Genomic DNA, 23,282 nt, shown 5'->3' with positions numbered 1-23,282 from the left:
TGCCGTGGTCGGGTGCGTGGGGCCGGGGGTCGGGTGCACGGGCCGGACGCCGGGGTCGGCGCGCGGCCGTTCGTCAGCCGACCGCCGGGGCGGCCGGGCGGACGTGCTCGTGCAGGTCCTCGACCGGGACGAACGGTTCGTCGAGTCCGAAGCACGACGGCCCGAACACGGCGAGCGCCTCCGGGGTCCGCATCAGGTCGGGCGTCGAGATCCCGATGACCCGGACGCGCTGGCCGAAGCGCAGACGTTCGGTGGTGATCGGCTCGGCGGTCTCGGCGTCGAGGACGCAGATCAGGTCGGGCACGACGGCGACGAGGCGGCCGTCCCGCCGGGCGACGAGGTTCTCGTTCTGGAACCGGAGTTCGAGCTCGGAGCCGTCGGTCCCCTGCACGGTGGCACGACCGCGGGCGAACCCGTCGACCGTGCGTCGCTCGACGTCGACGACCTTGCCGTCGAACAGCTCGCGCAGGTGCGTGTAGATCGTCGTGCCGAGGGCCTCGGCGAGCGCGTCGATGGGGTCGCGGTGGGCTTCGCGGGCGACCCGGATGGCCCGACCGACGGCGAGCGCCAGGGAGAGCGTGCGCGGGACGGCGGTCTCCTGCACCTGGCGGCCGGACATGGCGTACTCGGCGATGTAGGCGACGCCGCCGAGCCGGATGGTGACCCCGCGGGCGAGCCACTCCATCTTCTTGTTGTCCGTGCCGGTCTCGATGATGACGCCGTGGCCGTTCTCGTCGCTGATCGCGAGCGGACTGCCGGGGACCCCGTAGACCGAGAACGTCTCCATCTGCAGCTCGGGGAACGCGCGGCCCATGCCGTCCGCGTCGACCACGGGGAGGCCACCGGTGGCACCGACGAGCAGCGGGATCATCGAGTTGATGCCGCCGCACTCGATGGGCATCGTCGCGGTCGCCGTCCGGCCCAGGTGGGCTTCGAGCCGACGGAGGGCGCCGAGGGGTTCCGGTCCGGCGGGGATGCGTTCGAGCACCACCGTCGGGGCGCCCATCTGCGCGGTGGGGATGACGAGGGCGTCGTCGGGCACCTCGGACGGGTCGAGGATCGTGACGGGGCCGTGCTGTTCGATCGCGGCACGGACCAGGAGCATCCCGATGGTGGGGTCGCCTCCGCCGCCGGTGCCGAGCAGCGCGGCGCCGCGGGCCAGGTCGGGCAGGTCGTCGACGTCGAGGATCCAGCTCATCGGTTCTCTCCGCTGCTCAGTTCGCCCGCGCTCGTGGTGCCGTCGTGGCGGACCGCGGGGGTGTCGTAGCCGAAGTACCGCGGGCCGGCCAGGCGCAGGCCGTCCGGGGAGTGCCAGCGCTCGTCGGCCGGTGCGGTGACGATCCGGATGCGGGCGCCGAACCGCAGGGCCTCGGTGGTGATCGGCTCGCCGGTCTCGGCGTCCAGGGTGATGATGAGGTCGGGAGCCGTGGTGCGGACCTGGCCGGCCACCTCGACCAGCAGGTGCTCGTTCTGGAACCGGAGCACCGCCTCCAGGCCGGTGTCGCTGCCGGAACCGGCGATGCGGGCCGTGCCACGGGCGAACCCGGTGACGGTCTTGCGCTCGATGTCGGCGACCTTGCCCTCGAACACGACCGTGCCGCCGAGCACCTCGGTGACCGCCGTGACGGGGTCCGCGTTCTCGCTGCGTGCGCGGACCAGCGTCTCGCCGAGCCGGACGCTCAGCGACAGGCTGCCGCGGACGAACGACTCCTTCACCTGCGCGCCGGACATGGCGTACTGCGCCGTGATCGCGGAGCAGCCCATCTCGACCGTCGCCGTGCGGGCGAGCCGCTCTGCCCACCGGTTGTCCACCGTGTCGAAGACGACGGTGTTGCCCTTCTCGTCGGCCAGGGCCATCGGTGTCGCGCTGACCCCGGACAGGGTCGGCAGCACCATCTGCACCTCGGGGAAGGCGCGGCCCATGCCGTCGCCGTCGACCAGGGGCAGGCCGAGCTCGGCCGCGGCGACGATCGGGGTCGTCGAGTTCACGCCGCCGACCTCGATGCAGGCCAGGTGGGTGGGGGTGACCCCGAGGAACGCCGACAGGCTGCGGATGGCCTCGGCGAACTGGCCGGCGGACGGCAGCTTCTCGACCATCACGGTGGGAGCGCCGATCATCGCGACCGAGAGCACCACGGCGTCGTCGGGAAGGTCCTCGACCTGGACGATCTCGACCGGGCCGTGGGTGCGGACGGCGGCCTCGGCGAGCAGGCGTCCGATGTAGGGGTCACCGCCGCCGCCGGTGCCGAGGATCGCGGCGCCGCGGGCGAGGGCGGAGCAGTCGGCGCCGATGGCGGTGAGGAGGGGTGCTGTGGGGGCGGCTTGCGTGGCTGCGGCTTGCGCGGCTGCGGCGCGGGGCGCGGCTTGCGTGGCGCTCATCGGACCAACGCCCCGAGTGCCAGGTCGCCGACGGCCTTGGCGCGGATCCGCGTCGCGTTGCCCGGCAGGTACGGGATCGGGACCTCGTCGAAGTCGACGATGTCCACCGAGCCGGGGTCGGCGCCGGCCGCGATCGCACGGTCGACCGCCTCTTGCCGGGCCTCGTCGACCACGGCGGACCGGCGACCGTCGCTGATCGCGTAGACCTTGTCGACCTCGCCGCTGACCTGCGCGATCGCCGCACCGATGGCGTTGGCGACCGAGTAGTGCTCCGGGCGGTGCACGGTGCCGAGTCCGGGCAGGGTGTCCGGCAGCAGCACCGAGCCGCCACCGACCGCCACGACGGGCAGCGGGTCGGACGAGGTGCGCATCCGTTCGACGATGTCGGCGACGCGCTCCGCGATGACGTCGAGCGCGCGGGCGGCGACCTCGGCCGGCACCCCGGCGACGAGTGACGGGTCCCCGATCGCACCGCGGCCACCGCGGACGGCGACGTCGGTGGCGGTCAGGGTGGAGCCGCCGAAGACCAGGCCCTCCTCGGTCAGGCGGTACCCGACGGAGTCCGGGCCGACGACGCTGCCGTCCTCGCGGATGCGGGAGCCGCCGCCGATGCCGACGGACAGGACGTCGGGCATCCGGAAGTTCGTGCGGATGCCGGCGACGGCGACCTCGCCGGTGGCCTCACGCGGGAAGCCCGCGGTCAGGACGCCGACGTCGCTCGTCGTGCCGCCCACGTCGACGACCGCACAGGTGTCGAAGCCGGACAGCACCGCTGCGCCGCGCATCGAGTTCGTCGGGCCCGAGGCGAACGTCGCGACCGGGTAGCGACGGGCGTACTCGACGTCCATCAGCGTGCCGTCGTTCTGGCTCAGGAAGAGCGGTGCGTCGATGCCGCTGCCCGTGACCGACCCGGACAGGCCGTCGACGATGCGGTCGGCGAGCTCACGGAGCGCCGCGTTGATGATCGTCGCGTTCTCGCGCTCGAGCAGGCCGATGCGACCGATCTCGGACGACAGCGAGAACGCCACGTCGGGCCCCAGCTCGGCGGCCATGATCTCCTGCGCGCGCTGCTCGAACTCGTCGTTGATCGGCGAGAACACCGACGAGATCGCGACGGAACGGATGCCCGCGGCGGCGATGGCACCGGCGTGCCGCTTGAGTTCCTCGGGGTCGAGCTCGGAGATGACGCGGCCGTCGAACTCGTGGCCGCCGTGGGCCAGGAACGGCTGCGCGTGCACGGCCGACACCAGGTGCCCGGGCCAGTCCGTGAACGGGGGCAGCGACGCCGTCGCCGGCAGGCCCAGACGGACCGCGGCGGTCGGGGCGAGGCCGCGTGCCTCGACCAGGGCGTTGATGAAGTGGGTGGTGCCGATCATCACGCCGTCGATGTCCGTGGGGCCGAAGGCGTGCTGCTCGCGCAGGCCGTCGAGTGCGGCGACGATGCCCGAGGTGACGTCGGGGGTGGTGGACCGCTTGACCGCCGCACGGACGGCGCTGCCGTCCATCAGGACGGCGTCCGTGTTGGTGCCGCCGACGTCGATGCCGATGCGCATGGGGGTTCCCTTCGGTGGTGCGGGTGCGGGTGCGGTGGTGCGGGTGCGGGGTGTTCGCGGGGTGGTGCTGGGTCGTGGGGTGGTGCTTGTTGCGGGTGGGGACCGGCCGCGCCGTCGCGCGGATCAGGGGTGCGGCGACGCGACCGGCCGTTCGGGGAGCGCCCGGGTCAGGCGGCGGGGGTGGCCGGTGCTTCGGCGACCGGGGCCTCGGTGGCAGCCGGCGCGGCCTCGGTCCGACTGACACCGACGCCGCGGATCAGCCCGACCTTGCCGGCGACCACGTAGAGCACGAAGGCGATGACCACGGAGTTGATCGACGGGATGCCGACGGCGACGAAGTACCCGATGAGCGAGGCGACCGCCCAGATGACCAGGGTGGCCGGCACCCAGGTGGGCGAGGTCGCCGGGATGTTCTCGGCGTCGCTCAGCTCGCGGCGCCAGCGCTTCACGACGAAGTACTCCGCCACCATGATCCCGGCGATGGGCGGGAAGACGACCCCGAGCACCGACAGGAACGGTGTCAGGGCCCCGAGGAACCCGACCGCGGCGAGCACCGAGCCGACGACACCCATCACGAGCGTCACGAGCCCGCGGTTCACCTGCTTGCCGAACACCGCGTCGATGAAGTTCGTGACGCCGAGGCTCGAGCTGTAGATGTTCCAGTCGTTGATCTTGAACGTGCCGAGCAGGATCACGAGGATGCCGACCCAGCCGACGCTCGACGTGATCACGCGGGTGATGTCCGCGGAGCCGACGGCGTGGGCGAGCAGGACACCGGCCAGGCCGATGACGTACTCGCCGAGCGTCACGCCGAGCAGCGTCTGCTTCACGACGTCGCCGACCGAGCGGTTGAAGCGCGTCATGTCCGGCGTGATCACCGCACCGACGATGAACCCGCCGGCCACCAGGGTGGTGCCGGCCACGAAGCTCAGCTCCGGACCGGCCGGGGCACGCGCGGCGAGCTCGGCGATCGAGTGCCGGCTCAGCTCGACGATGACCGCCCAGCCGACGAGCACCAGGAACAGCGGCACGGTCACGTTCGCCAGCCACTGCATCGAGTGGAACCCGCGCAGGACGATCGCGGTGACGAGCAGCCCGAACACGAGCGACCACGCCCAGGCGGGCAGGATCGGCAGGATCGAGACGAGGCCGGCCGCCGAGACGCCCGACTGGATGCCGAACCAGCCGATCAGGCTCAGCCCGATCGCCAGTCCGACCAGCGCCGAGCCGGCCTTGCCGAACCCGGTCCAGCGGGCGATGACCGAGGTGTTCAGGCCCTCCTTGACGCCGATGACGCCGACGAGGACCGAGACGATCTCCAGGATGACGGCACCGAGGGTGATCGCCCAGAAGGCGTCCCAGAAGCTCATGCCGAAGCCGAGCGTCGCACCGAGCAGGAACTGGGACAGGGCCGAGATCTGCCCGAAGCGCTGCACGGCGACCTGGAACCAGCCGTAGCGCGCGGACATCGGGACTCGGCTGAGCGAGTAGTCGTCGACGGCGACCGACTCGGAACGGGGGGTTCGTGGTGCTGACACTGCGGTCTCGCTGGCCATCGTGGCTCCTCGGGGAGGGGTGTCGGCGTGGGCCGATCGGGGTGTCAGCCACGGTAGGACGGCTTCGGATTGCGGTACATGTGCAGAACGTCGTTACGGGCATGTGAATCCGTGCACGATGCACGGGCCGCGCGCCCGGTCCGGCCGACGACACCACGCCGGTTAGGCTTCCGGGGTGCGTCTCGTCATCGCCCGGTGCTCCGTCGACTACGCGGGCCGGCTCTCAGCCCACCTGCCGCTCGCGACCCGCCTGCTCATGCTGAAGGCGGACGGCTCCCTGCTCGTGCACTCCGACGGCGGCAGCTACAAGCCGCTGAACTGGATGAGCCCGCCCTGCTCGATCGAGATCACCGAGCCGGACGAGGAGCAGTCGGTCGCCGGCATCACGCAGGTTTGGACGGTGACGCAGAAGAAGACGCAGGACAAGCTCATCGTCTCCCTGTACGAGGTCGTGTCCGACGAGACCCACGACCTTGGCGTCGACCCGGGCCTGGTGAAGGACGGGGTCGAGGCGCACCTGCAGCAGCTCCTGGCCGAGCAGATCGAGCTCCTCGGTGACGGCCACACCCTGGTCCGCCGCGAGTACATGACGGCGATCGGGCCGGTCGACATCCTGGCCCGCGACGACGCGGGGGCGAGCGTCGCGGTCGAGATGAAGCGCAACGCCAACATCGACGCGGTCGAGCAGCTCACCCGCTACCTCGAGCTCATGAACCGCGATCCGCACCTGCGCCCGGTGCAGGGCGTGCTGGCGGCGCAGACGGTGGCACCGCAGGCACGCACCCTCGCCGAGGACCGCGGCATCCGCGTCCTCGTGCTCGACTACGACGCGATGCGCGGCATCGAGGGCGGGCACACCCGCCTGTTCTGAGCCGCGTTGGGCCGTCCAGCCGTCCGGCCGTCCGGCCTGGAGGCACGGCGCACCCCCGCCCCGCCGCCGACGGATCCCGGATGGTCGCCGCCACGTCCCGGCTAGGGTGGGCAGGACATGACCAGCCCGTTCTCCGCCATCCTGTTCGACCTCGACGGCACCATCAGCGACTCCGCGCCGGGCATCCTCGAGAGCCTGACGCACACCTTCCGCACCGTCGGCGTCCCGGTGCCGGACCACGACACCCTGATGTCGTTCGTGGGTCCGCCGATCATGGACACGTTCCGGATCGCGATGGGCATGGACGACGAACTGGCCGACCGCACCCTCGCCGTCTACCGCGAGCACTACTTCTCGCACGGGGCGCTCGACTCCGCGATGTTCCCGGACATCGACGTCGTGCTGCGCACCCTGCACCAGGCGGGGCTGCCGATCTCGACGGCGACGAGCAAGCCGGAGACCCCGGCGACCTACATCCTCGAGCACTACGGGCTCACCGGGGACATCGACATCATCACGGGTGCGAGCGACGACGAGGTGCGGTCGAGCAAGGCCGACGTCGTCGAAGAGGCACTGCGACGCCTCGAGGCCCACGGCTTCGACGCCAGTCGCCCGGTGCTGATCGGCGACCGGAAGCACGACGTCGAGGGCGCCACCGTGCACGGCGTCCCGGTCGTCTTCGCCGAGTGGGGCTACGGCTCCCCCGACGAGGCCGAGGGCACCATCGCCCGCGCCGCCACCCCGCTCGACCTGCTGCCGATCCTGCTGCCGTCCGCGACGCCGTCCGCATGAACGACGTTGCACGCCGGGGCCTCCGCGGCGCCGCCTGGTTGCTGCCCGCGGCCATCGTCCTGATCGCCCTGAACTTCCGCGGCCCGATCGTCGCGACCGCCCCGGTCATCGGGGACGTCCGCGCCGACCTCGGTCTGACCGCGACGATCGCCGGGCTGCTGACGACGATCCCGGTGCTGTGCTTCGCCCTCGCGACGCCGTTCGCCAGCTGGGTCATCGCGAAGGCCGACCCCGAGCGCGCGGTCTCGCTGTCGCTCGTCATCGTGCTCGCCGGCACCGTCGTGCGCTCGATGCCCTCGTCGGCGGCGCTGCTGATCGGCACCGCGGTCATCGGCATCGGCATCACGATCGGCAACGTGGTGATCCCGGTGGTCATCCGGCGGGACACCTCGCCGGAACGCGTCGGCCTGGTCACCGGCGTCTACACGTCGGCGCTCAACGTCGGGTCGATGATCACGTCGCTCGGCACCGCTCCCCTGGCCGCCCTGTGGGGGTGGCCGGTCGCCATCGCGATCTGGGCGGTCTTCGCACTCATCGCCGCCGCGGCCTGGACCTACACGGTCGGTGCTCGCGCCGCCTGGCGACGCCCGCTGCCCTCCGAGCGGGACGAACCACTGCCCGTCACCGGCCCGATCGACCAGGTGCTCGACACCGGGGCGATCCGGACCGCCCGCGCCGCCGAGGCCGCACGGGTCGCCGCCGCCGAGCCCATCCGACCGGCACGACGGCTCATCACCTGGGGCCTGACGCTCGCGTTCGGCGGTCAGGCGTTCTCGTACTACGCACTCACCGCGTGGATCCCGACGCTGCTGCACGACGAGATCGGCTTCTCGAAGGCGTCGTCGGGCGCGAGCTCGTCGGTGTTCCAGATCCTGGCCGTCGTCGGGGCGCTCGGTGTCCCGCTGCTCGCGACCCGGTGGCGTCCGGCGGCGATCATCGCACTGGTCGGCACCCTGTGGCTGGCGATGCCGCTCGGGCTGCTGTTCGCCCCGCAGCTCTGGTTGCTGTGGTCCGTGCTCGGCGGCGCAGCCCAGGGCGGTGGCATCACCGTGATCTTCATCGTCATCGTGCGGATCGTCTCGAGCGACGCCGACGCCCGCCGGATGTCCGCGTTCGTGCAGGGCGGCGGGTACCTGCTCGGGTCGGCAGGGCCGCTCGTCGCCGGTGCCCTGCACGGTGCGACGGGCAACTGGACGGCGCCGCTGCTCGTCGTGCTCGTCGCGGTGCTCACCCTCGGTGTCGTCGGGACGTTCGCCGCGCGACGGGTGTCCTGACCCCGAACCCGGACGCCGGCTGAGACCCCGCTCCGGCTCGACCCCCGAGGCGCTGACCGACGGGGGCCGCACCCGCACGACCCCTCAGCGCGCGGACCCGCTTCGCGGCCAGCTGGCGGCACGGTCCCGGCCGGTCGTCATCCCGGACGGCCAAGGTCCGGAGAGTGGACATCCGACGACCCGCCCGGTGGCGGGACCAGCCGCTCGCGGCACGGCTCACCCTGCTCGTGATCGCTGCCGGCACGACCGTGCTGCTCGCCTGGAACCTGGGCCGTGGGGGGGACTTCAGCTTCTACCAGGCGTCGGCGCGGTCGATGTCCGAGTCGTGGCCGGCACTGTTCTCGGGCGCGTTCGACCCCTCGGCGACGGTGACGCTCGACAAGCTCAGCGGCTTCGCCGTCCCGCAGGCGCTGAGCCTCCGGCTGTTCGGGCACTCCACCGCCGCGCTCGCGTTCCCGCAGGTCGTCGAGGGCCTCGTCACCCTGTGGGCCTGCTCCCTGGTCGGACTCCGCTGGGCCGGCGTCGGGACGGGCCTCGTCGCCGCCGCGGCAGCCGGGTCGACGCCGGTCTTCGTGTCGATGTTCGCGCACCCGATGGAGGACGGCATGGTCACCGCCGCGCTGGCCGTCGCCCTGCTGTGCTGGCAGCACGCGGCACTGACCGGGCGCTGGTGGCCGCTCGTCGCCGCGGGCCTGGCCGTCGGCGTCGGGTTCCAGGCGAAGATGGTGCAGGCGTGGTTCGTCCTGCCGGCCCTGCTGCTCGGCACCCTGCTGGCCTCGGCCCGGCACGACGGCCGTCCCTTCCGCTTCGGCACCCGGGTGGTCCGTGCCGGGGTGCTCGGGATCGTCGCGGTCGTGGCCTCGCTGTCGTGGGTGACCGCGCTGGCGCTCACGCCGTCGGGTTCGCGGCCGTGGGCCGACGGCTCCACCGACGACAGTCCGCTCGCGATGGTGTTCGGGTACAACGGCATCGACCGGTTCCTGCCCGGCGCGGTGCCCGGGTCCGTCCGGTCGTTCGCCGTGCCGTTCGGCCCGCACACCTGGCGCGGAGGTCCGGCCGGGTTCGGCAAGCTGCTCGGACCGCACCTGGCGTCACAGGTGGCCTGGCTCCTGCCGGCGGCGGTGTTCGGTGTGCTGGTCGCGGCCGTGGTGCTCGTCCGCCGCCGTGCGGAGCGACCCGGTGCCCTCGGCTCCCCGTTCGGGCACGCCTTCGACACCCGTGCCGGCGCCGCCACCCTGGCCGTCCTGGTGGTCTGGTTCGCCACCGCGGCGGCCGTGCTCTCGGTGGCCGCCGTGCCGCACACCGCCTACGTCGCCGCGATCGGCGTGCAGCTCGCCCTGCTCGCCGCCCTCGGGTGGCGCGGTGCGGTCGGGCTCGTCCGGGCGCAGGCTCGAGGGCTCCGGGCGCTCCCGGTCGTCCTCGCCGCGGCGCAGCTCGGCTGGGTGGTGTTCCTCGCGCGGGGCACCGCGATGCCGAGCGTGCTCGCCGGACCCGCGATCACGGTCTCGACGGTCGCCGTCGTCGCGACGCTGGTGGCGGTGTGGCGGCGACCCCGCTGGGAGGCGACGCGCGGGCCGGACCGGCACCGGGCCTCCCGGACGGTCATCGCGCTGGCAGCCGGGCTCGCGCTCGTCGCCGGACCCGCCGCGTTCTCACTGCAGGCCCTCGACGCGACCCGCGACGGCAGCGGCGTCGACGCGTCGGTCGGGCCGTGGCCCGCGCGCTGGCCGATCCCGGTCGGCAGCCCGGACGTCTTCCACGTGTCGCGCCCGGACCCGTGGGGCGGGTCGACGCCCTACCCGCGGGCCCTCAGCCGACTCGTCTCGACCGCGCGACGCCTGGAGGGGTACCGGCACGACGAACCGCTCTTCATGACGGACACGTGGCACATCTCCGCACCCGTCATCGACGCGACCGGACTCCCCGTGCTGACGGACGGCGGGTTCTCGGGCACCGTGCCCGTCTTCACGACGCACCAGATCCGCCGGAGGATCGCCGACGGTCTGCGCGTCCTCGTCGTCGAGGCCCACGCGCCCCGCACCGACCCGGTCCTGCGCGCCGCACTGGCCGGGGGCTGCCGAGCACTCACCAGCGGCACCCGGCACGCACACCTGCCGAGGCAGCCGCGCCGGGCGGACGGCATCGCCTGGACCGTGTGGCACTGCGGGCTGCCCGGGCCGTCCGTCGGACCCGGTGCGCACCGCCACCACGGCTCAGCTCGCGGCGAGCACCTCGCGCAGGGACATCGGCGGACGCCCGGTGATGCGTTCGACGTCGCCGGACACGTGCGCGAGCGCCCCCTCGGCGATGGCCGTGTAGGTGCTCACCCAGGCGTCGGCCTGCCACGGCTCCGGGTTCCACTGCGCACGTGATGCGTACGCCTCGTCGAGGGTCTCCGGGTGGTAGCTGATCGTCCGGCCGCGGACCTCGGACACGATCGCCGCCGCCTGGGCCAGGGTGATCGCCTCGGGGCCGGTCAGCTCGTACGTCTGGTCTCGGTGCGCGTCCGGGTCGTGCAGCACCGCGGTCGCGACGCGGGCGACGTCGGCACGGGCCACCGCGGCCATCGCGCCGTCGCCGGCCGGGCCGCGGATCACGCCGTCCTCACCGACCAGGTCCTCGACGAAGTCCAGGTAGAAGCTGTCGCGCAGGAACGTGAACGCCATCCCGCTCTCGCGGATCGCCTGCTCCGTCGCCCAGTGGTCGCGTCCGAGCGTGAAGGTCGCGTCGGGAGCCGCGCCGAGGAACGACGTGTAGACGACGTGCCGCACGCCCGCGTCGGCCGCCGCGGCGACGAACGCGCGGTGCTGGTCGAGGCGGTCCTGGGCCTCGGCCGCCGAGACCATGAGCAGCACCTCGACGCCCTGCAGGGCGGTCCGGCTCGCGTCGGCGTCGGCGAAGGTCGCGACGGCGACCTCGGTACCCGGAAGCTCCGGCGCACGCGAGGCGTCGCGCACGAGCATCCGGAACGGCACGGCGTCCGCGGCGAGCGCAGCGCTCACGGCGCCCCCGATGTTGCCGGTCGCTCCGGTGATGGCGATGGTCATGGTCGCTCCTCGTGTCGGTGTCGGTGTCGGTGTCGATTTCGCGTCGCGTTGGTCGGTGGTCACGTCCACACCGTCCTGGAGGCCCGGATCACCGTGGGCGCGACCCTCGCGGCGTTCACGCCGTCCACCTCCACCGCCCATGCGCGGGCGGCGTCGTGGTCGCGGCCGTGCCGCATGTGCCGGCCGACCAGGCGGTCGAGCCGCACGTCGTCGGCGACGGCGCAGAACCAGGTCTCGGTGAAGAGTGCGGGCAGCGCCGACCACGGTGCGGTGTCGTCGAGCAGGTAGTTGCCCTCGGACACCACGAGTCGGGCTGCGCGGGGCACCGCGATGCTGCCGGCGACGGGTTCGTCCACGCGACGGTCGAAGTCCGGTGCCCACACCACGTCCTCGTCGGCGGTGACGAGTCGGCGGACGAGCGCGACGTAGCCGTCGGCGTCGAAGGTGTCCGCCGCGCCCTTGCGGTCGTGCCGGCCGAGGGCGTCGAGCGCCGCGTTCGACAGGTGGAAGCCGTCCATCGGGACCTGCACCGCCGTGCCTGCATCCAGGCGATCGTCGACTGCGGTCACGATGCGGCGGGCGAGCGTGGACTTGCCGGCACCCGGTGCTCCGGCGATCCCGAGCACGGTGCGCTCGCTCGAACGGGCCAGTTCGACGGCGCGCTCGACGGCCTGGTCGACGGTCGTGCCGGAGTCGCTCACGGCTTCATCCTCGCAGAGCGCACCGACGCTGGGCCGCGGTGGTTCACTTGCCGCATGGTCGATGCGACGAAGGCGTTCAGCGGGTTCTCGGTGCGTGACGTGCCCGAGGCGAAGGCGTTCTACGAGGACGTCCTGGGGGTCGAGGTCACCGAGGACCACGGCATGCTCTTCCTGCAGCTCGGCGGTGGACACCAGGTGCTCGTCTACCCGAAGGGCCCGGGTCACGAACCGGCGGCCTTCACGGTGCTGAACTTCCCGGTGCCGGACATCGACGCCGCGGTCGACGAGCTCACCGCGAAGGGCGTCGTGTTCCTGCAGTACGAGGGGGTGACCGACGAGCGGGGTGTGAACCGGAAGGGCGGGCCGCTCATCGCCTGGTTCACCGACCCTTCGGGCAACGTCTTCAGCGTCATCGAGGAGTGAACATGTTGTATTCCGAAAGCTCGCGTCGGCGCTGCTGATCGTCATACCGTCCTCTCACCGACGAGAGGACGGCCATGACGAAGGTGCTGGGACGGCATTGGACCCGCGAGGGGCTCCTCGCCGAGCGCGAACGCGTCCGCGCAGAGTGGAACCTGGACGAGCGGGAGTTCGCGCCCACCGAGCAGTGGCGCGACCTGTTCACCGACGAGTACCTCGCACAGGACTGGCTGGACAGCATTTCGTTCCTGCTCGGTGAGCGATGACCGGGCAGTCGACTGCCGCGGCTGAGCAACAGGCGGAGATCGCGCAGAGCCTCCTCGACGCTTCCCTGCCTGGTCACGGGGTGCGGTTCGACTACGACCTCGACGTCCCGAACGGAACGGCAGTCGTCCAACCTGCTGCCGTGTCGGACAAGACACCGCCGGTCCGCCTGACGGTCGGCGGCATCCACACCGCGGACCTCACGCTGTCGATCCGCTTCAGGTGGAGCGATCGACTCGAGGTCCTCACAATGAACGAGAGCCGGTTCACCCTGCTCCTCGCGGACGAACGACAACCACTGGTCCGCTTCGAGTTCCAGGAAGCGTTGACCGCCACTCCGCAGTCGCACTGGCACCTGCACGCCGAGCGCGGCGCGTTCAGTTCGCTGCTGGCCAGAGCCCGCGACCACGGTTCCGGGCAGCGTGACGCGGCGAGGTTGTCGTCATTGCACTTTCCGCTCGGCGGCCCGCACTTCCGGCCGAGCCTCGCCGACGTGGTCGAGTTCGTCATCGTCGAGTGCGGCGTGGATGCGCTGCCGACGTGGCGGGAGGCCGTGCACGGGTTCCGGAATCGGTGGCGCCGTGAAGAAGCTGCTGCGACCACGCGGCAGTTCCCGGCTGAGACAGCGCAGGCGCTCCGTGATCTCGGTTGGGACGTCCAGCCTCCTGTGCCCGCCGAGGTCCCGCCGCAGTTCGCCGTCCTGACCGCCGGGTGATGCGGTCAGCGGGACAGGGCACCCGCCCAGCCGAGGGCGATCGGCACGAGCAGGCCGTGGCGGTGGTGCGGGAGCTCGGCGACGGGGATCCACCGCGACTCGTCGGTCGAGCCGTCGAGCTCGTGGCGCAGGGCTCCCCCGGTGATCGTCGCCCGGAACACCACCTGCACGGCCTTCATCGGGCGACCGTTGGCGTGGATGCGGCGTTCGGCGGGGACGATGTGGTGCCGGACCCCGAGCAGGGCACCGGCCTGGGCCTCGTACCCGGTCTCCTCGCGGATCTCGCGCACGACGGCCTGCTCGACGGTCTCGTCGAACTCGACCCCGCCGCCCGGTAACGTCCACGTGCCCGCGTCGGGGTGACGCAGCTTCGCCAGGAGCACGCGGTCACCGTCCGTGATCACGCCGTAGGCGGCGAGCCGGGTGTCGTAGTCCGTGTACTCCATGGGCCGACCATGCCAGGTGGGTGCACCGACGTCTGCCAGCCGCGCCGGGCCTCCAGGCCGTGGACCGGGGTGGTGCGGACGCTCAACCAGCCCGCCACCGGTCACGACCCCCCGCGGCCCGCACGCCGAGCGGTCACAGACCGTCGGCCCCGCCGCCCGCGGACGACGGAACGTGACCACGCGACGCAGCACGTGCGGTGTGTCGCGACCGCTCGCCGCGCAAGGCCCCACACCCGACGTGCGCGCCCGACCCGGATCAGGCGTCGACGCGTGCCGCTGCCCAGCCGACCCGCATCCGGGCGACCGCCCGGTCGAAGGCGCTGAGCGGTTCCCCGTCGTCTCGGATGACGGACTGCAGCTGGAGCCCCTCGTACAGCGCCATGAGCTGCTCGGCGGCGTGCCGGGGCGAGGCGCCACGGGACTCCCGGCCGGCGACGACGTCACGGACCAGGGCGAGGGTGACGTCCTCGAACGCCCGCGTGTACTGGGTGCGGAACCATCCGGCGGCGGGATGGTGGGGGTTCGAGGCGGCGCTGAGCACGGCGACCCGGAGGCGCACGAGGGCCGGGTCCTCGACGCCCGCGGCGAGCCGGGCACGCAGGTAGGCGACCGTGCCGTCCCGCTCCGCGATCGGCCAGAGCTCGAGTCGGCTGCCGTTGTTCCACTTGTCCATGACCGCGACCACCAGGAGTTCCCACATCGGGTACGCCCGGTGGAACTCGTCGGCCGTGACCCCGGCGTGCTCGGCGACCTCGTCGGGCCCGACACGGTGGAAGTCCCCGGCTCGGTAGGCACTGATCGCCCCGGCGACGATGCGTGCGCGGAGGTCGACATCGGTCGTGGGCATGCTGACGATTGTGCGGGGCCGGTCAGCGGCCCGCGACCGCCAGTTCAGGGGGCGCGGCCACCGTCGCCGGCTCCCGGTCAGCCGCGGTCGAACGTCAGCGTCTCGTCGTCGGGCGCCCGGACCTCGCCGGTGCGGGCGAAGTCGGCCCAGATCGCCCGGAAGGCCCGGCCGCGGCGCTCGACCTCGGGCCAGTCGCGTTCGGGGACGAACCGGGTGCCGGCCCAGGCCTCGCGGCCTCCCAACAGCAGCGGCAGGTCGCTCATGTGCACGGCTCCGGTCGGGGCGCTCGTGACACCGCGGTGCAGTCGGTACGAGGTCGCCCGGCCGCCGGCGCGTCGGTGCCGTTCGGTGAACCGTCGGGCGTCACGCCCGTAGATGACGTCGGACAGCGGACGGACGACCCACCACCGCAGGGCCGACCGCAGCACCCGCGACCGGGTGACCCGACGCAGCCCGGGCACGAGCGGCACGTACATGCCGGCCTCGTCCGAACCGGACCCGATCAGGACGTCGACGTCGGGGGCGACCCGGCTCCACGCGGCGTCGAGGTCACGCTCGGCGGGCAGCGGCGCGAAGCCGTACTGGGTGCCGAAGGGCATGCCGGCGGCGAGCCCGTAGGGCGCTGCAGCACGGGTACCGAGCGCCTGACGGTCGAGCAGGTCCTCGAGCGGGGTGTCGGCGTGCACGGTGCCGACTGCCCGGACCATCGCGCGGTTCATCCGTGCCCGACGGCGGGACAGCCCGAGCGGGGCGCTCTGGATGATCGCGCGGCGGAAGAGCCCTTCGGCGCCGGCACTGATCATCAGGTGCGCGGCCGCGTCCCCGCCGGCCGACTGCCCGAAGACGGTGACCAGGTCGGGGTCGCCGCCGAACGAAGCGATGTTCGCGCGCACCCAGCGCAGCGACTCGACCAGGTCGAGGAGCCCGAGGTTCGCCGGGATCGTCTCGCCGTCACCGAGGAACCCGAGCACGCCGAGCCGGAACGTGACCGACACCACGATCACGCGCTGCTCGGTCACCAGGTCGCGGGCGTCGTAGATCGGCAGGTCGCCGCCGCCGATGACGTACGAGCCACCGTGGATCCAGACCATCACGGGCAGCTGCTCGTCCGGCCGCACGTCGGCGGGCAGCGTGATCGAGAGCCGCTGGCAGTGCTCGTCGACCTCGATGCCCTGGATCGGGTTGAGCAGCAGGTCGACGAACTCCTCGTGCGGCTGCGGTGCGACCGGCGACGGGGTGGACGCGTGCAGCTCGCCCTCGAACGGTGGCATCGGCTGCGGCGGGGCGAACCGTTCGGCCTGCGCGTACGGGATCCCGAGCACCCGGACCACGTCGCCGTCGACCGTCCCGACGATGCGGCCGGCGGGGGTGTCGAACGGGGCTGGAGCGGCGGCGAGCATGTGGCTCACGGTATCGGGGCCGGCTGACGCAACCAGGCAGACGGACGGGAGGCCCGTGGCGGGGTCGCCACGGGCCTCTCCTCCGTCCTTTTGTCGCGTTGCGCGACGGGCGCTACCGCACCCGCTTGATGGGGATCACGACGAGTGCGCCGATGATGGCGATCGCGCCGGCGGCCCAGCACATGAGCGTGTAGTTGTCGGCGGCGTCCCCGGACCCGATCTTCAGGAAGAACAGGGCGACGGCCGGCGCGAGCGACTGCGGCAGCGCGTTGGCGATGTTGATGACGCCGAGGTCCTTGCCGGGACGGTCAGCGTTCGGCAGGACGTCGACGACGAGTGCGGTGTCGATCGCGGAGTAGATGCCGTACGCGAAGCCCATGATGACCTCGGCGACGTAGAAGCCGTTGACCGTGTCGGCGTGCGCCAGCACGATGAGTCCGACGGCGAACATCGCCGTGGAGCCACCGACGAACACCTTGCGGCGACCGAGCTTGTCCGAGGCCCAGCCGGACAGCGCCGCACTGACCAGCAGCGCGATCGTGTAGAGCAGCACACCGAAGGCGACGGCGGCGGTCGCCTCCTTCGCGCTCTCGATGCCGAGGTGCTGCTCCATGTAGAGCAGGCGGTACGTCGTGAACATGAAGGTCGCGAAGATGATGAGGAAGCGCGACCACCACGCGAACGCGAAGTCCGGGTTCTTGACCGGGTTCGTCCAGAACGACGCGATGAGGTTCAGGAACGTGAACTTTTTGAGCTTGTACGTGGGCAGGTCGTCCCGCGCGACGACGGCGTACACGGCGACCAGGATGATCGCCAGGATGCCGGGCGCGATGAACAGCACGGGCAGGTTCGCGACGAAGAAGACCGACAGGTAGGTGCCGGCGAGCACGGCGATGTTCTGCGCGAGCGCGATGATGCTCGAGGACCGGCCGCGCTGCAGCTGCGGCACGTTGTCGGCGAAGCTCGCGAGCAGGGTGGCGAGCGTGGCGTTCGCGGCGAGCTGGGCGAGCAGCCAGGCCAGCGTCAGGTTGAGGACGTCGGGCGAGTAGGCGATCCACGCGAGAGCGATCGCGAAGACCACGACACCGCTGAGCAGCCAGGGGCGACGACGGCCCCAGCGCGTGCGGGTGCGGTCGGACAGGGCACCCGCGAGGGGGTTCATGATGAGCGCACCGAACGCGCCGATCGGCAGCACCGAGCCGATGACGTTCGCAGCGTCGTCGCCGACCAGGGCCTGCGCCTTGAGCTGCATGCTCACGTAGACGGGCGCCATGAGCGCGACGAAGAGGCCGAACTGCCCGAGGAACAGGGCGATCTGGTAGCCGATGCCCACCTTGACCGTGCTGACGGGCTGGGTGATGCCCTCTTCCGGGTTGAGCAGTGCCGGGCTGCCGGGTTCGGGTGTGCTCATGACGCCTCCTTGAGTCGATGAAAACCTTGCCTGACAAGGTTTTTCCGACGCGAGCATACATCGACACGTGTTGTCTGCAACACCGGCCGCGTCACACGGGGCAGCAAAAACTACACACCGGGTGGTTTTTGGGGTAGCGTCGTCATCGATCTCGCCGCGGAGCATCGCTCCTCGACGGGCCGCGACACCCAGACAGGATCGAAGGAGCCTCTGCAATGCCCACCACTTCTGTGCAGCTGTACTCGCTGCGCGACGCCATCGCCGAAGACCTCGACAAGGCCATCGCCCGTGTCGCCGAGATCGGGTACGAGAACGTCGAGCCCTACGCGTTCGTCGAGCGCGCCACCGACCTCGAGCGTGCGTTCGCGGCCACCGGCCTCAAGGCTCCGTCCGGCCACGTCGCCGTGATCGACGCTGAGGACACCGCGCCGATCTGGGACGCTGCCGAGCGCCTCGGCATCCGCACCGTCATCGACCCTTTCATCCCGACCGACCGCTGGCAGACCGCCGACGACGTCGCGAAGATCGCCGAGCGAGTCAACGAGCTGACCGCCGAGGCCGCCGGCCGTGGCCTGCAGTTCGGGTACCACAACCACCAGTGGGAGTTCACGAACAAGGTCGACGGCCGCACCGTCTACGACCTGTTCGTGTCGCAGCTGTCGCCGGAGACCGTCCTCGAGGTCGACACCTTCTGGGCGACCGTCGGTGGCGCCGACGCTCCCGCCGTGCTCAAGGGCCTGGGCGACCGCGTCGTCGCGATCCACGTCAAGGACGGCAAGGTCGACGGTGACATCCGCACCGCGCTGCCCTCGTCCGAGAGCGCCCTCATCGTGCCCGAGGCACTGCAGCGCGCCTTCGAGAACCAGACGCCGGCCGGTCAGGGCGACGTCGACGTGACCTCCATCCTCGCCGCCGCACCGCAGGCGATCCGCGTGGTCGAGTTCGACGCGTACAAGGGCGACGTCTTCGAGGGCATCACCGAGTCCCTCACCTGGCTCAAGGACAACGACAAGTGAGCCGTGTCGGGATCGGCATCATCGGTGCCGGCAACATCTCCACCCAGTACCTCGAGAACCTGACCAAGTTCGCCGACGTCGAGGTCCGCTTCGTCGCCGACGTGCTGCTCGAGCGGGCCGCTGAGCAGGCGGCTGCGTACGGCGTCGCCTCGTCGGGATCGGTCGAGGAACTCCTCGCCCGCGACGACATCTCGATCGTGATCAACCTGACGATCCCGGCCGCACACGCCGAGGTCGACCAGCAGATCATCGACGCCGGCAAGCACGTCTGGAGCGAGAAGCCGATCGCGACCGACCACGCGTCGGCCGCCGCGGTGCTCGAGTCGGCGAAGGCCAAGGGCCTGCGTGTCGCGACCGCTCCGGACACCGTGCTCGGTGCGGGCATCCAGACGGCGCTCCGGGCCATCGCCCGCGGTGACATCGGCGAGCCGCTGTCCGCGACGACCCTGTTCCACGTGCCCGGACCCGAGGCGTGGCACCCGAACCCGGACTTCCTGTTCGCCACCGGTGCCGGCCCCCTGTTCGACATGGGCCCGTACTACGTGACGACCCTGGTGCACGCGTTCGGCACCGCTTCGCGGGTGCAGGCCGTCTCGTCGAAGTCGCTCGACCGTCGCACGATCGCGTCCGGCCCCCGCGCCGGCGAGACGTTCCCGGTCGAGGTCCCGACGCACCACGCTGCCCTGATCGAGTTCGCCGGCGGGCAGTCCGCCCAGTCGACGTTCTCGTTCCAGCACGCCCTGCCCCGCATGGGCTTCGTCGAGATCAACGGCACGCTCGGCACGATCTCGCTGCCCGACCCGAACACGTTCGAGGGCTCGTCGCAGCTCTGGCGCTACGGCCAGGAAGAGCCCGAGACGCTCGAGGCGGTCGGCTCCACCTGGGGTCGTGGCACCGGTGTCGTCGAGCTCGCCCGCGCCATCGCGGAGGACCGCCCCGAGCGTGCCTCCGGCGCCGTCGCGCTGCACGTGCTCGACGTGCTGCTCGGCATCCGTGACGCGGCCGAGTCGGGTTCCGCCGTCGACATCACGTCGACCGTCGACGCTGTCCCGCCGCTGCCCGAGGACTTCGACCCCGCGGCAGCCGTGCTGACCGCGGGCGCGAACGCCTAGGAGCGCCGCGAGCACCACGCGCAGCACTTCGTGAGCAGGAATGGTCGGGTCCCGAACGGGAACCCGACCATTTCTGCTCACCAAGCGAAACCGCGCCCGCGCGCGACGCCTCAGACCAGCGCGGTGAAGGACGCGTCGCGCACGAGCAGCGTCGCCGCGTCGCCCACCACGGCCTGGTCGGGGTCGCTCGACAGCCCGAGGGACCAGTTGCCCCCACCCGGACGCTCCGGCAGCGTGAACTCCACCGTGGTGTCCGACGCGTTCAGCAGCACGGCCACGGTGTCGTCGCCCTGGTGCAGCACGAGCGTCACGGCCCGGTTGCCCCCGTCCGCCCAGTCGCCGTCCTCGAACCCGGCGGCGTCGGCACGGAGCACGGTCACCGTCGACTCCGAGTCGCCCGGCGCGGTGCGGAACCACTCCGGACGCAGCGCCTGGTGCTGCCGACGGAACGCGATGGCCGCCGTGGTGAAGGCGAGCAGGTCCTGGTCGGCGGCGGCCCAGTCGAACCACGAGATCTCGTCGTCCTGGCAGTACGCGTTGTTGTTGCCGCCCTGCGACCGGGCGAGTTCGTCGCCCCCCAGGATCATCGGGACGCCGGCGGAGAGCAGCAGGGTGCCGAGGAAGTTGCGGCGCTGCCGGTCGCGGTAGTCGTTCACCGCCCCGTCGTCGGTCGGGCCCTCGATGCCGCCGTTGAACGAGGTGTTGTCGCTCTCGCCGTCGTTGTTGTCCTCGCCGTTCGCCTCGTTGTGCTTGTCGGCGTACATCGTCAGATCGGCCAGGGTGAAACCGTCGTGGGCGGTCACGAAGTCGATCGAGCACAGCGGGGAGCGCCGCGAGCCCTCGTAGACGTCCGGGCTGCCCAGGACCCGCTGCACGGCGTCGCCGAGGGCGCCCTCGGCGCCGCGCCAGAAGGCCCGCAGGTCGTCGCGGTACTTGCCGTTCCACTCGGACCAGTCGGCCGGGAACCCGCCGACCTGGTAGCCGGCGGTGTCCCACGGCTCGGCGATCATCTTGACCTCGCGCAGCACGGGGTCCTGGTGGATGATGTCGAGGAACGCGGAGTGCTTCTCGGCCTCGCCGTCCTGGCGGGTGAGCGTCGTGGCCAGGTCGAACCGGAAGCCGTCGACGTGCATCTCCTCGACCCAGTAGCGGAGCGAGTCCATGATGAGTCCGAGGGCCGCCGGGTGCCCGACGTTCAGGCTGTTGCCGGTGCCGGTGGTGTCGAAGTAGTTCGCTTCGTCACCCTCGACCAGCCGGTAGTACGACTGGTTGTCGATCCCCTTGAACGACAGCGTCGGGCCCATGTGGTTGCCCTCGGCGGTGTGGTTGTAGACGACGTCCATGATGACCTCGAGCCCTGCGGCGTGCAGGGCCTTCACCATCGCCTTGAACTCGGCGACCTGCTGCCCGGCGGTGCCGGAGGACGAGTACTCGTCGTGCGGCGCGAAGAAGCCGATGCTGTTGTAGCCCCAGTAGTTGCGGAGGCCCTTGTCGAGGAGCGTCGAGTCCTGCACGAACTGGTGCGTCGGCAGCAGCTCGACCGTGGTGACCCCGAGGTCGGTCAGGTGCTTGATCGCCGCCGGGTGGGCCATGCCGGCGTACGTGCCGCGGATCTCCTCGGGGACGTCCGGGTGCTGCTTCGTGAAGCCCTTGACGTGCACCTCGTACACGACGGTGTCGGCGAGCGGAGTCCGCAGCAGGATGTCACCGTCCCAGTCGAAGGCGCGGTCGGCGACGACGGACTTGGGCATCGCGCTGGCCGAGTCGGTCTCGTCGATCTGCTCGGGCTCGTTCATGTCGTGACCGAAGAGCGCCTGGCCCCACTCGTACTCGCCGTCGATCGCGGTGGCGTAGGGGTCGAGCAGGAGCTTGGCGCCGTTGTGGCGCAGGCCGTTCGCCGGGTCCCACGCACCGTGCACGCGGAAGCCGTAGCGGGTGCCGACGGCCACGCCGGGCACGACGTCGTGGAAGGTGTAGCCGGTGCGGTTGCGGAGCTCGGTGCGGTGCTCGGTGCCGTCGTCGTCGAAGGTGCAGAACTCGACGCGCTCGGCGGTGCTCGAGAACAGGGCGACGTTGGCGCCCCCGTCGACGAGCGTGACGCCGAGCGGGGTGCGCGTGGAAGTGGTCATGCTGCCCTTCTACCGGCCGGTCGCTGTGCCAGCGGCGGTCTGGACGTACCCCTGGCCGCTCAGCGCACCGGCGGGACCAGCTGCTCGAGCAGCCGCAGCACCCGTTCACCGTCGACGGCGTCCGGGTCGAGCAGCCACTGCACCTGCAGTCCGTCGGATGCCGCGATGCTCAGGCTCGCCAGGTCGACCGGGTCCAGGTCGGCGCGGATCCGGCCACTCGCCTGGTCCGCCTCGATGAGCAGGGCGAGTTCAGCACGCAGCCGGGCGAAGCGTTCGCGCATGAAGTCCCGCGTGGCCGGGTGGCCCTCCTGCACGGCGTCGGCCGCGAGGGTCGTGTACAGCTGCACCAGCCCCGGCACGGCCCGGTTGCGCGACGCGCTCTCGCGCATGTCGCCGATCGCCGACTTCATCCGGTCGGGCGCGCCCTGCTCGCGGACCTCGTGCTCCCGGTAGACGGCGAGCAGCAGTTCATCGCGGCTCGGGAAGTAGTGGCGGAGTGCCGCGTGCGTGATCCCGAGGGCCTCGGCCACCGAGCGGAGCGACGATGCGTCGACCCCCTGCTCCGCGACCATGCGGATCATCTCGTCGAGGATCTGGGTGCGCCGCTCGGCGCCCTTGCGGTACCCGCCGCGGCGCGGCTGGGCCGCGTCGGCGTCGTCCGCGGGGTGGGTCATGCACCCAACTTACCGCTGGAAGGTTTTCTCGCCACCGTCCGGACTGGAGGCCCGTGGCGGGCGCACCACGGGCCTCCCGTCCGTACCTGGTCGCGTCGCACCCGCCTGGTCGCGTCAGCCGGGTGCGCTCGCGTCAGTCCTGGTCGTCGACCGTGTACTCGTCGACCGGCGCGGGCGTGCCCGCGGCGAGCGCGTCGACGATCTTCGTGAGCGAGTCGGCGAGGACGGCGTTGTCCGTGTCGGGGAGTTGCTCGAGCACGTCGACGACGGCCGCGTGGAAGCGCGCGTACGAGGCGTCGATCTTCTCGGCGGCCCGGTCGGTCGGGGCGAGCACCTGCGCACGACGGTCGGTGGGGTGCGCCGTGCGGGACAGCAGGCCCTTCTGCACGAGCCCGTCGACGATCTTGGTGACCGAGGCGTTCGAGACGGCGAGCATCACGGCGAGGTCCTTCGGGCCCATCGTGCGGCCGTCCCGGTGTGCCTGGAGCATGTACCGGACGGCGAGGAACTCGTTCTTCGACAGGCCGCTCTCGATGCGGGCGGACTCGATCTGCTGGTCCTCGGCGTGCTGCAGGCGGAGCAGCGCGTCGACGGCGGTCTTCGCGACCCCGGACTCGGGTTCGCGGGCGTAGAGGTGGACGTGCTCTCGACGGACGACGGTCAACGGCATGGGGT

General features: G+C 71.7%; 21 protein-coding genes and 1 pseudogene. 9 read left to right on the top strand and 13 right to left on the bottom strand.

What is annotated here, in order from left to right; translation table 11 throughout:
* Positions 1-73: 73 nt before the first annotated feature.
* From DEI96_RS00455 to DEI96_RS00440, 4 genes are all read right to left on the bottom strand, one after another.
* Positions 74-1,198, bottom strand: coding sequence for an S-methyl thiohydantoin desulfurase family protein (locus DEI96_RS00455; protein ID WP_111022442.1), 1,125 nt, complete (start codon positions 1,196-1,198; stop codon positions 74-76).
* Positions 1,195-2,379 carry an S-methyl thiohydantoin desulfurase family protein gene (locus DEI96_RS00450; RefSeq protein WP_258372707.1) on the bottom strand — a complete coding sequence of 395 codons (1,185 nt, stop codon included), beginning with the start codon at positions 2,377-2,379 and terminating at the stop codon, positions 1,195-1,197. Before DEI96_RS00450 ends, DEI96_RS00455 begins: the two co-directional genes overlap by 4 nt.
* Positions 2,376-3,932: a hydantoinase/oxoprolinase N-terminal domain-containing protein gene (locus DEI96_RS00445; protein ID WP_111022443.1), complete on the bottom strand. Its 1,557-nt coding sequence runs from the start codon at positions 3,930-3,932 to the stop codon at positions 2,376-2,378. The genes DEI96_RS00450 and DEI96_RS00445 overlap by 4 nt, the downstream gene beginning before the upstream one ends.
* A 167-nt stretch (positions 3,933-4,099) precedes the next feature.
* The gene (locus DEI96_RS00440; protein WP_111022444.1) at positions 4,100-5,488 is read right to left on the bottom strand and encodes a purine-cytosine permease family protein; all 1,389 of its coding nucleotides are present in this window, start codon (positions 5,486-5,488) and stop codon (positions 4,100-4,102) included.
* 175 nt (positions 5,489-5,663) lie between these two features.
* On the opposite strand from DEI96_RS00440, the gene nucS reads away from it, so the two are divergent.
* From nucS to DEI96_RS00420, 4 genes and pseudogenes are all read left to right on the top strand, one after another.
* Entirely contained in the window at positions 5,664-6,359 is a 696-nt protein-coding gene (gene nucS, locus DEI96_RS00435) for an endonuclease NucS (protein ID WP_017887754.1), read from the top strand.
* A gap of 117 nt (positions 6,360-6,476) precedes the next feature.
* Positions 6,477-7,151, top strand: coding sequence for an HAD hydrolase-like protein (locus DEI96_RS00430; protein ID WP_111022445.1), 675 nt, complete (start codon positions 6,477-6,479; stop codon positions 7,149-7,151).
* Entirely contained in the window at positions 7,148-8,425 is a 1,278-nt protein-coding gene (locus DEI96_RS00425) for an MFS transporter (protein WP_111022446.1), read from the top strand. The genes DEI96_RS00430 and DEI96_RS00425 overlap by 4 nt, the downstream gene beginning before the upstream one ends.
* A gap of 314 nt (positions 8,426-8,739) precedes the next feature.
* A pseudogene (locus DEI96_RS00420) lies at positions 8,740-9,285 on the top strand (ArnT family glycosyltransferase); the annotation flags it as partial.
* Positions 9,286-10,638: 1,353 nt separating this feature from the next.
* Here the strand turns inward: DEI96_RS00420 and DEI96_RS00415 are convergent.
* Positions 10,639-11,472, bottom strand: coding sequence for an SDR family oxidoreductase (locus DEI96_RS00415; protein ID WP_111022448.1), 834 nt, complete (start codon positions 11,470-11,472; stop codon positions 10,639-10,641).
* A 59-nt stretch (positions 11,473-11,531) separates the two neighbouring features.
* The gene (locus DEI96_RS00410; RefSeq protein WP_111022449.1) at positions 11,532-12,173 is read right to left on the bottom strand and encodes a nucleoside/nucleotide kinase family protein; all 642 of its coding nucleotides are present in this window, start codon (positions 12,171-12,173) and stop codon (positions 11,532-11,534) included.
* 54 nt (positions 12,174-12,227) lie between these two features.
* Between DEI96_RS00410 and DEI96_RS00405 the strand changes: the two genes are divergently transcribed.
* From DEI96_RS00405 to DEI96_RS00395, 3 genes are all read left to right on the top strand, one after another.
* Positions 12,228-12,596, top strand: a complete 369-nt coding sequence (locus DEI96_RS00405; RefSeq protein ID WP_181440447.1) for a VOC family protein — start codon at positions 12,228-12,230, stop codon at positions 12,594-12,596.
* A gap of 74 nt (positions 12,597-12,670) precedes the next feature.
* Complete coding sequence (locus tag DEI96_RS00400; RefSeq protein WP_111022450.1) at positions 12,671-12,859, top strand: hypothetical protein; 189 nt, start codon at positions 12,671-12,673, stop codon at positions 12,857-12,859.
* Entirely contained in the window at positions 12,856-13,572 is a 717-nt protein-coding gene (locus tag DEI96_RS00395; protein WP_111022451.1) for a hypothetical protein, read from the top strand. The genes DEI96_RS00400 and DEI96_RS00395 overlap by 4 nt, the downstream gene beginning before the upstream one ends.
* A 5-nt stretch (positions 13,573-13,577) precedes the next feature.
* On the opposite strand, the gene DEI96_RS00390 is transcribed toward DEI96_RS00395, so the two are convergent.
* The 4 genes from DEI96_RS00390 to DEI96_RS00375 form a co-directional block, all read right to left on the bottom strand.
* Positions 13,578-14,018 (bottom strand): NUDIX hydrolase, encoded by a 441-nt coding sequence (locus DEI96_RS00390; RefSeq protein ID WP_027466986.1) that lies wholly within the window; start codon positions 14,016-14,018, stop codon positions 13,578-13,580.
* A gap of 256 nt (positions 14,019-14,274) precedes the next feature.
* Positions 14,275-14,865, bottom strand: a complete 591-nt coding sequence (locus tag DEI96_RS00385; RefSeq protein WP_111022452.1) for a TetR/AcrR family transcriptional regulator — start codon at positions 14,863-14,865, stop codon at positions 14,275-14,277.
* Positions 14,866-14,942: 77 nt separating this feature from the next.
* Positions 14,943-16,265: a carboxylesterase family protein gene (locus tag DEI96_RS00380; protein WP_111022453.1), complete on the bottom strand. Its 1,323-nt coding sequence runs from the start codon at positions 16,263-16,265 to the stop codon at positions 14,943-14,945.
* A gap of 112 nt (positions 16,266-16,377) precedes the next feature.
* Positions 16,378-17,676, bottom strand: a complete 1,299-nt coding sequence (locus DEI96_RS00375) for an MFS transporter (RefSeq protein WP_051597042.1) — start codon at positions 17,674-17,676, stop codon at positions 16,378-16,380.
* Positions 17,677-17,891: 215 nt separating this feature from the next.
* Between DEI96_RS00375 and DEI96_RS00370 the strand changes: the two genes are divergently transcribed.
* Both DEI96_RS00370 and DEI96_RS00365 read left to right on the top strand, forming a co-directional pair.
* On the top strand, positions 17,892-18,692 hold the full coding sequence (locus DEI96_RS00370; RefSeq protein WP_181440449.1) for a sugar phosphate isomerase/epimerase family protein: 801 nt from the start codon (positions 17,892-17,894) through the stop codon (positions 18,690-18,692).
* Positions 18,689-19,804 (top strand): Gfo/Idh/MocA family protein, encoded by a 1,116-nt coding sequence (locus DEI96_RS00365; protein ID WP_111022455.1) that lies wholly within the window; start codon positions 18,689-18,691, stop codon positions 19,802-19,804. Before DEI96_RS00370 ends, DEI96_RS00365 begins: the two co-directional genes overlap by 4 nt.
* Positions 19,805-19,914: 110 nt before the next feature.
* Here the strand turns inward: DEI96_RS00365 and glgX are convergent, their stop codons facing one another.
* The 3 genes from glgX to DEI96_RS00350 form a co-directional block, all read right to left on the bottom strand.
* On the bottom strand, positions 19,915-21,933 hold the full coding sequence (gene glgX, locus DEI96_RS00360) for a glycogen debranching protein GlgX (protein ID WP_111022456.1): 2,019 nt from the start codon (positions 21,931-21,933) through the stop codon (positions 19,915-19,917).
* A 59-nt stretch (positions 21,934-21,992) separates the two neighbouring features.
* On the bottom strand, positions 21,993-22,607 hold the full coding sequence (locus DEI96_RS00355; RefSeq protein ID WP_111022457.1) for a TetR/AcrR family transcriptional regulator: 615 nt from the start codon (positions 22,605-22,607) through the stop codon (positions 21,993-21,995).
* 133 nt (positions 22,608-22,740) lie between these two features.
* A complete protein-coding gene (locus DEI96_RS00350; protein ID WP_111022458.1) occupies positions 22,741-23,277 on the bottom strand; it encodes a MarR family winged helix-turn-helix transcriptional regulator in 537 nt (178 codons plus the stop codon).
* Positions 23,278-23,282: the final 5 nt, after the last annotated feature.

This window comes from Curtobacterium sp. MCLR17_031 (genome assembly GCF_003234775.2).
In the GTDB taxonomy this organism is placed as follows: domain Bacteria; phylum Actinomycetota; class Actinomycetes; order Actinomycetales; family Microbacteriaceae; genus Curtobacterium; species Curtobacterium flaccumfaciens.
This window is presented reverse-complemented; position numbering and strand designations above follow the sequence as displayed.

What these genes read in the sequence shown, in the direction of transcription:
- DEI96_RS00370 (WP_181440449.1), top strand. Translation starts at nt 17,892, where the DNA reads ATGCCCACCACTTCTGTGCAGCTGTACTCGCTGCGCGACGCCATCGCC.
- DEI96_RS00415 (WP_111022448.1), bottom strand. Translation starts at nt 11,472, where the DNA reads ATGACCATCGCCATCACCGGAGCGACCGGCAACATCGGGGGCGCCGTG.
- DEI96_RS00395 (WP_111022451.1), top strand. Translation starts at nt 12,856, where the DNA reads ATGACCGGGCAGTCGACTGCCGCGGCTGAGCAACAGGCGGAGATCGCG.
- DEI96_RS00445 (WP_111022443.1), bottom strand. Translation starts at nt 3,932, where the DNA reads ATGCGCATCGGCATCGACGTCGGCGGCACCAACACGGACGCCGTCCTG.
- DEI96_RS00380 (WP_111022453.1), bottom strand. Translation starts at nt 16,265, where the DNA reads ATGCTCGCCGCCGCTCCAGCCCCGTTCGACACCCCCGCCGGCCGCATC.
- DEI96_RS00355 (WP_111022457.1), bottom strand. Translation starts at nt 22,607, where the DNA reads ATGACCCACCCCGCGGACGACGCCGACGCGGCCCAGCCGCGCCGCGGC.
- DEI96_RS00385 (WP_111022452.1), bottom strand. Translation starts at nt 14,865, where the DNA reads ATGCCCACGACCGATGTCGACCTCCGCGCACGCATCGTCGCCGGGGCG.
- DEI96_RS00430 (WP_111022445.1), top strand. Translation starts at nt 6,477, where the DNA reads ATGACCAGCCCGTTCTCCGCCATCCTGTTCGACCTCGACGGCACCATC.
- DEI96_RS00390 (WP_027466986.1), bottom strand. Translation starts at nt 14,018, where the DNA reads ATGGAGTACACGGACTACGACACCCGGCTCGCCGCCTACGGCGTGATC.
- DEI96_RS00375 (WP_051597042.1), bottom strand. Translation starts at nt 17,676, where the DNA reads ATGAGCACACCCGAACCCGGCAGCCCGGCACTGCTCAACCCGGAAGAG.
- DEI96_RS00350 (WP_111022458.1), bottom strand. Translation starts at nt 23,277, where the DNA reads ATGCCGTTGACCGTCGTCCGTCGAGAGCACGTCCACCTCTACGCCCGC.
- glgX (WP_111022456.1), bottom strand. Translation starts at nt 21,933, where the DNA reads ATGACCACTTCCACGCGCACCCCGCTCGGCGTCACGCTCGTCGACGGG.
- DEI96_RS00400 (WP_111022450.1), top strand. Translation starts at nt 12,671, where the DNA reads ATGACGAAGGTGCTGGGACGGCATTGGACCCGCGAGGGGCTCCTCGCC.
- DEI96_RS00455 (WP_111022442.1), bottom strand. Translation starts at nt 1,198, where the DNA reads ATGAGCTGGATCCTCGACGTCGACGACCTGCCCGACCTGGCCCGCGGC.
- DEI96_RS00450 (WP_258372707.1), bottom strand. Translation starts at nt 2,379, where the DNA reads ATGAGCGCCACGCAAGCCGCGCCCCGCGCCGCAGCCGCGCAAGCCGCA.
- DEI96_RS00425 (WP_111022446.1), top strand. Translation starts at nt 7,148, where the DNA reads ATGAACGACGTTGCACGCCGGGGCCTCCGCGGCGCCGCCTGGTTGCTG.
- DEI96_RS00405 (WP_181440447.1), top strand. Translation starts at nt 12,228, where the DNA reads ATGGTCGATGCGACGAAGGCGTTCAGCGGGTTCTCGGTGCGTGACGTG.
- DEI96_RS00440 (WP_111022444.1), bottom strand. Translation starts at nt 5,488, where the DNA reads ATGGCCAGCGAGACCGCAGTGTCAGCACCACGAACCCCCCGTTCCGAG.